The sequence below is a fragment of the Frankia gtarii genome (assembly GCF_025403375.1).
GTDB lineage: Bacteria > Actinomycetota > Actinomycetes > Frankiales > Frankiaceae > Frankia > Frankia gtarii.
The window spans coordinates 1-6,240 of record NZ_JAMPTM010000357.1 but is presented as its reverse complement, the minus strand read 5'-3'; the positions used below and the strand labels follow the sequence as shown (position 1 = coordinate 6,240).

The 6,240-nt window shown below is 71.2% G+C and carries 3 protein-coding genes and 2 pseudogenes; 2 read left to right on the top strand and 3 right to left on the bottom strand.

What is annotated here, in order from left to right; genetic code table 11:
* Positions 1-29: 29 nt before the first annotated feature.
* A pseudogene (locus tag NBZ83_RS33525) lies at positions 30-1,028 on the top strand (FUSC family protein); the annotation flags it as partial.
* Between the two features lie 854 nt (positions 1,029-1,882).
* Here NBZ83_RS33525 and NBZ83_RS33520 read toward each other — a convergent pair.
* Entirely contained in the window at positions 1,883-2,470 is a 588-nt protein-coding gene (locus NBZ83_RS33520) for a hypothetical protein (RefSeq protein ID WP_308203835.1), read from the bottom strand.
* A gap of 126 nt (positions 2,471-2,596) precedes the next feature.
* The gene (locus NBZ83_RS29290) at positions 2,597-4,099 is read right to left on the bottom strand and encodes an MFS transporter (RefSeq protein ID WP_261570807.1); all 1,503 of its coding nucleotides are present in this window, start codon (positions 4,097-4,099) and stop codon (positions 2,597-2,599) included.
* A 236-nt stretch (positions 4,100-4,335) separates the two neighbouring features.
* On the opposite strand from NBZ83_RS29290, the gene NBZ83_RS29285 reads away from it, so the two are divergent.
* Positions 4,336-4,836 (top strand): MarR family winged helix-turn-helix transcriptional regulator, encoded by a 501-nt coding sequence (locus NBZ83_RS29285; RefSeq protein WP_261570806.1) that lies wholly within the window; start codon positions 4,336-4,338, stop codon positions 4,834-4,836.
* A gap of 777 nt (positions 4,837-5,613) precedes the next feature.
* Here the strand turns inward: NBZ83_RS29285 and NBZ83_RS34070 are convergent.
* A pseudogene (locus NBZ83_RS34070) lies at positions 5,614-5,958 on the bottom strand (integrase core domain-containing protein); the annotation flags it as partial.
* Between the last annotated feature and the right edge of the window lie 282 nt (positions 5,959-6,240).

Below are 6,240 nucleotides of genomic sequence, written 5' to 3'. Positions count from 1 at the left end.
GGGTGGAGGCGGCCGGCGGGGCGCAGGTGATGGGCGCCGTGGTGCGCTCGGCGGTGGCGCAGGTCCGCCGGCGCTTCGCCGCGACCTCGTACCGCCCGACCGGGGCGGGCGGCTCCGCGGCCGCTCTCGGCCACGCCGTCGTCGATCTGAACTGGATCGTCCCCTTCGCGCTCGCCGCCCCCGACGGGGAACGGGTGCGCCGGCACTGTTTCCCCGGACCGGGCGCCGAGCTTTTGGCGGCCGTCGTCGACACCCTGCACGGGATCGCCGACCGCCTCGACCGGTCCGACCGCCTCGACCGCCTCGACCGGCCGCCCACCGCGGCCCGGGTGCTCCGGACGGCCGGGGACGGGCGCCGCGGCGCATCGCTGGGAGTGGAGCGGCTTGACCGGACTGCCCGGGGGATCGGGCAGGCCCTGCTCGACGCGATCGGCCGGACCGCGGGGCAGCACGCTGACCCGATCGGACCGGGCGCCGCGGCGGCCGAGGCGTTCCGGCTGCGCCAGTTGGCCCTCGGCACCCGGCAGCTCGCGGTGCACACCCTGGTGGCGACCGGGGAGCGCCGGCCCTGGCGGCCGATGCCGGGAGCGGCGCGATGGCAGCGGATCCGGGCCCGACTGCGCCTGACCCGCGAGCTCGCCGCCGGTTACGCCGACGTCCGGGCGATCTGGTTCCGCAACAGTGTGCGTGGCGCCGCCGGCCTCACGCTCGCGGTGGCGGTGACCCGGGCGACGGGGCTGGAGCACGGTTTCTGGGTGGTGCTCGGCACCCTGTCGGTGCTGCGGTCGAACGCGCTGGCCACCGGGATCACGGTCGCGCGGGCGCTGGTCGGTACGGCCGTGGGAATCGGCGTCGGCGGAGTCGCCGTCGTCGCGGCCGGCGAGGCCGGTTCCGTCCTGTGGGCGTTGCTGCCGGTCGCGGTGCTCATCGCCGCCTATGCCCGGAAGGCGAACGCGTTCGCCGTCGGCCAGGCCGGGTTCACCGTCGCCGTCGTGGTGCTGTTCAACGTCGTCGAGCCGGCCGGCTGGCGGGTCGGTCTCGTCCGCATCGAGGATGTGGTCCTCGGCTTTCTGATCAGCATCGCCGTCGGCGCGCTGCTGTGGCCGACGGGGGCTGCGGCCCGACTGGTGCGTGCGCGGGCCGCCACCGCGTACCGGACCGCCACCGAGTTCCTCGTCCGGGTCGCCGCGGCGGCGCCGTCCGCCGCGCCGGAGCCGGCCCGCGCGCGGGAGCTTGCCCGCATGGCACGCACGGCCGTCCGCGCCGGCCGGCTGCTGGACGACGCGATCCGCCAGTACCTGTCCGAACGACCCGCCGGCCAGCTCGACGTCGACGCACTCATGCTGATCTCCGCCGGCGCGCTGCGGATCCGGCGTACCGCGCAGATCCTGCGGCTGACCGGCCCCCACCCGATGCGGCCCGAGATCACCGGCGCAGGTTCCCCGTCGCCCGGACACTCGTCCGCCTGGGCGGGGCTGCTTCGCTGCCGGCCGCAGCTCCTCGCGAGCCTCGACGAGCTGCGGCGCTGGCAGCTCCACCTGGCCGACGCGCTGGAAGGCCAGGGCGAGCCGTCGCCATCAGCCCCGGCCACTCCGGCTGACCCGGCCACTCCGGCTGTTCCGGCCACTCCGGCTGTTCCGGCTGACTCGCCGGTCAGCTCGCCACCTGCCCGACCGGATGCCGCCCGACCGGACGGGCTCGACGCATTGCGGCGCTGTGCCCTGGTCCGGGTCCGGGCGGCGCTCGCCACGGGTGATCGGGCGGGGGTGGTGGCCGCGCTCGACATCGTCGAGCGGTCCGAGCACCTGGCCGTGCTCCAGGATCTGCGGGGCCGACTGGCCGGGGCGGTCCGTACCCTGTCCGCCGGGCCGGGTGCCCCCGCTCAGGCGCCGGGGCCCCACAGGTCCCGGCCGGCTCGGGCGCGCTCCCGTGCCTTCATCCGGGCCTCGTGGACGTGGCGCATCCCGTCGGTGAGCCGCCGCCGAACCTCCTCGTCCACCTCGACGAACGGACGGTAGTACAGCTCGTCGTACTCCTCGACGATCTGGAAGGTCCAGCGTCCGTCGAGCACATTGCGGCCGTACAGCGCCTCGCGGATGTTGGCGGCGATCCCCGGATGCCCGGCGTCCTCCAGCCCGCTGATGGCCTCGATCAGGGTGAGATCCGCGTGCCCGGACAACTGGTGGAACTCGTAAAGGGCTCCGCGGGCTCGCTCCACCCACTCCAGGGCCTCGCTGAGCCGGCCCACCGCGTCGGCGGTCGCGTCGTCGAGATCCGGCCGGGTGCGGTCCTGCCGGCGGCCCTGTCCGTGTTGCCCGTTCAGGCGACCGTCGTTGCCGTCGCGACCGTCCGAGCGGTCGCGACCGTCCGGACGGTCGTGGTCGCGGTCGTGGTCCGCGAGCAAGTCCTGGACGCGGTAGGCATGCCGGCCGACCTCGCGGGTCCCGTTCTGCTGGCCGTGTCTGCGCACCCTGACCAGATGCCCGGTGAGCGAGGGCCCACACCGCGGCCCCGACACGCAAGCAGGCGTGACGGGGCCGGTGTTCGGCGGGCGCCGGCGGATGATGCGGATCGGGCCGCCGACGCCCGCCTGCGGTCAGGCCTGGACCGCGTTCACGGTCTCCGCGTCGGCGGTGGTGGCGGTGGTCTCCCGCTGTGAGGGGACGGCGACCGCGGCGCTCGCCCGCCGGCCGGGGATGAAGGTGGCCAGCAGCAGCGCGAGCAGCGCCGACCCCGCGCCCAGGACGAACGCGAGCCGGAAGCCGCTCTCGGACGGCAGCGCGACGCCTTCGAAGGTCGTGGTCATGTGCGCGAGGACCACGCCGACCACCGCGGCGGAGGACGACGTGCCGAGCGAGCGCATCAGGGTGTTCAGGCCGTTGGCGGCGGCGGTCTCGGTCGCCGGCACCGCAGCCATGATCAGGGCGGGCATCGACGCGTAGGCCAGGGCGACCCCGAGGCCGATGATGCAGGCGAGGAGGATGATCTCCCAGACCTCGCTCATGAGCACCAGACCCAGCCCGTAGCCGACCGAGATCGTCGCCGCGCCCATCATCAGGGTGACCTTGGACCCGAAGGCCGCGGAGAGCCGGGCGGTGACCGGGGAGGCCAGCATCATCACGAGGCCGAACGGCGCGAAGCACAGCCCCGCGACGATCATCGACTGGCCGAACCCGTAGCCCGTGCCCTTGGGGGCCTGCAGGAGCTGCGGGATGATCAGCGACATGCCGTACATCGCGAACCCGATGATGACCGAGGTCAGGTTGGTCATCAGGACCTGACGGCGGGCACTGATCCGCAGGTCGACCAGCGGGCTCGGGGTACGCAGCTCCCAGAAGCCCCAGGCGAGCAGGATCACGACGGCGGTGGCGGCGAGCCCCAGCGTGGTGGTCTTGGTCCAGCCCCAGTCGCTGCCCTTGGAGATCACCAGCAGCAGGCACAGCACGCCGGCGGACATCCCGAGGGCGCCGACGAAGTCGAAGCGACCGTGGGTCTTGTCGCCCACCGGCGATTCGGGGATCACCTTCCAGATGACCAGCAGGGTCAGCGCCGCGAGCCCGGCCGCCCCCCAGAACAGCACGTGCCAGTTCACCTGCTGGGCGATGATCGCCGACAGCGGGACGCCGAGGGCGCCGCCGATGCCCAGCGAGGAGCTCATCAGCCCGAGGGCCGAGCCGAGCTTCTCGGGTGGGAGCTCGTCGCGCATCACGCTGATCCCCAGCGGGATCAGGCCTGTCGCCAAACCCTGCAGCGCACGCCCGACGACCACCGGCAGCAGCGCGCTGCTCAGCGCGCAGACGATCGAACCGATGATCAGCAGCACCAGGCTGACCATCATCATCCGCTTCTTGCCGTACATGTCGCCGAGGCGGCCCACGATCGGCGTCGAGATCGCGGCGCCGAGCAGGGTCGCGGTCACCACCCAGGCCGTGTTCGAGGCAGATGAGTGCAGCAGTTCGGGAAGGTCCGAGATCAGCGGTACCACGAGGGTGTGCATGACCGAGACCACGACCCCGGCTGCGGCCAGGGCCCCGATCATCAGCCCGGGCGCGGGTGCGCCCTCCTGCCGATTGGTCGGGTCGGCGGACGCCTGTGCCATGGGAGCCTCCGGGTGGGTGACGGCGAGGGGCGCCGACGGAAGGTGACCGTCTGCGCGCGGACCGCGAGTGACTGCGGGTGCGGCACGACCATGTCGCTTGCGAGGGGGGGTTTACGAGATCGTTTCGGGAGCCACGGACGATCGTTGATGTGCACGATACATGCTATGTGTGTCGTGCACAGACGTCGGTGCTGCGCATAGCCTGGGATAAAGGTCACGGTCAGACGAGGGCATAGGTGCCCGGATGCGCAGCGGAGGCGAGCGTGCTCGAGGACCTGCAGGAGATCGAGCGGGAGCTGCTGCTGCTCGCCCGCCATCACATCCTGCCCACGTCCACCCATAAGCAACACGGCCGCACCCTCGACCGCTCGGCGTACTTACTGCTGAGCCGGATCGAGGCGGAGGGGCCAATGACCATCGGGCAGCTCGCCGACGCCTTCGCCCTGGACGTCTCCACCGTCAACCGGCAGGCCGCGGCGATGCTCCACGCCGACCTGGTCGAGCGCATCCCCGATCCCGACGGTGGGATGGCCCGCAAGCTGGCGGTCACGCAGCAGGGGCTGCAGCGCCTGCATGCCGACCGCGATGTGGTCCTGCGCGGGCTGGGCCAGGTCCTCGGGAACTGGTCCGTCGAGGACCGGCGATGTTTCGCCGACCTGCTCGGCCGCTTCAACATCACCTGTGAGGCCGAGAATGGCTACCCCTGGCCTCGTCCCACCCGCGTCTCCGACCAGTAGCCGCCTCCGCGCCGCGTCGCGGCGGCGGCGGGACGATGATCGGATCTTGTAGGATGAGCTCGCTTGTCTGGCGTAGCGCCAGGTAGGAGGGCTCGCCTAGTGGCCGATGGCGGCGGTCTTGAAAACTACGCGGGGCGCCGGTCGGCCCGGCGCCGTGTGGTCCTCCTGGCCTCGGTGAACATGCCCTGACCTGGGCGGACGCTTCGCCGTGATTGTCGGGCTGTGGTCCCGGCGAGTCTCACGGGATCCCACTGTTGACCATGGTTCACGGGCACATGGCGGGCAGAACCCGGCCCGGATCATGAGGTGTCCGCGGGCCGTCCGGTGGCAAGCCGACCCGCACCGCAGGCGCGCTCCGCGCGCCGAGGAGCGGAAGCGGCGCGGCAGCATCGACTGCCACCCGGGCCATCCACCGGGGGTCGTCATCGTCGACCGTGTGCTTAGAAGGCACGGATCACACCAAGTGACACAGGTCCCGCCGCAGCTCGGCCCGTCCGCCAACGTCCGCCGGTGTCCATCGCCGTCCGTGGTCGTTGCTACAGCGGTAGCTACACCTGGCGGGGCCGCCGACCTCCCGATTACAAGTTCGGCGCGCTCAGTCCGTGGACGTCCGCCGATGTCCGTACAGCCTGTTCAGCCGCCCGTCCGGTTTCGCTGCCGTCCGCGGACGTTCGCCGGAGTCCGTGGGCTTGGCTGTACGGATGGCTGTACAGACTGACGGGGCGCGCCCCGGCCCGTACACAGGAGACCATCTGATCCGTAGCCCTCCGGTAGTTGTCAAGTCAACTGGGACAGTTGATCTTCTTCTGGTTGGCTTGGAATGGGCTGGTTGATCCACACGGTCTCGGGTAGACGGGGTGGTCGTGGCCGGCGGGCGAACCGCTCTGGGTGGGCCGCGTGGGCGCGGTCGAGGGTGGCCTGGCGGTGGGCCTGGACCTGGTCGGCGGTGCCGAAGTGGACCGAGGCGGGGGTGTGGAACGCGATCCCGGAATGGCGATGGTCATGGTTGTAGGCGGTGAAGAAACCCTCGCAGTAGGCGCGGGCATCGGCCAGCGACCCGAACCGGTCCGGAAAATCATGACTGTACTTGAGAGTCTTAAACTGAGCTTCCGAAAACGGATTAGTGTGTCCTGAAGGGAACTGGATGAGGTTCTGAGGTAGAGAATGGAACGCTCGACAGCGACCATGCTGTTGCGGAGATGAAGGTAGGTCCTTCGATATCGGCATGCAGGTGCTGGTATCAAACCGCCACGAGCTGCTGTGGTGAATGAGCCATGGGGTCACGTCCAGCGGCGTGGTGTACGGAGGGTGACTCCGCGTGATCCTGGGTTAGATTATGCTGTCAGTGCTTCGGGTGTCACGCCGATCTCGGGTGTGTCGAACGACTGGTTCGCCGCGTCGACT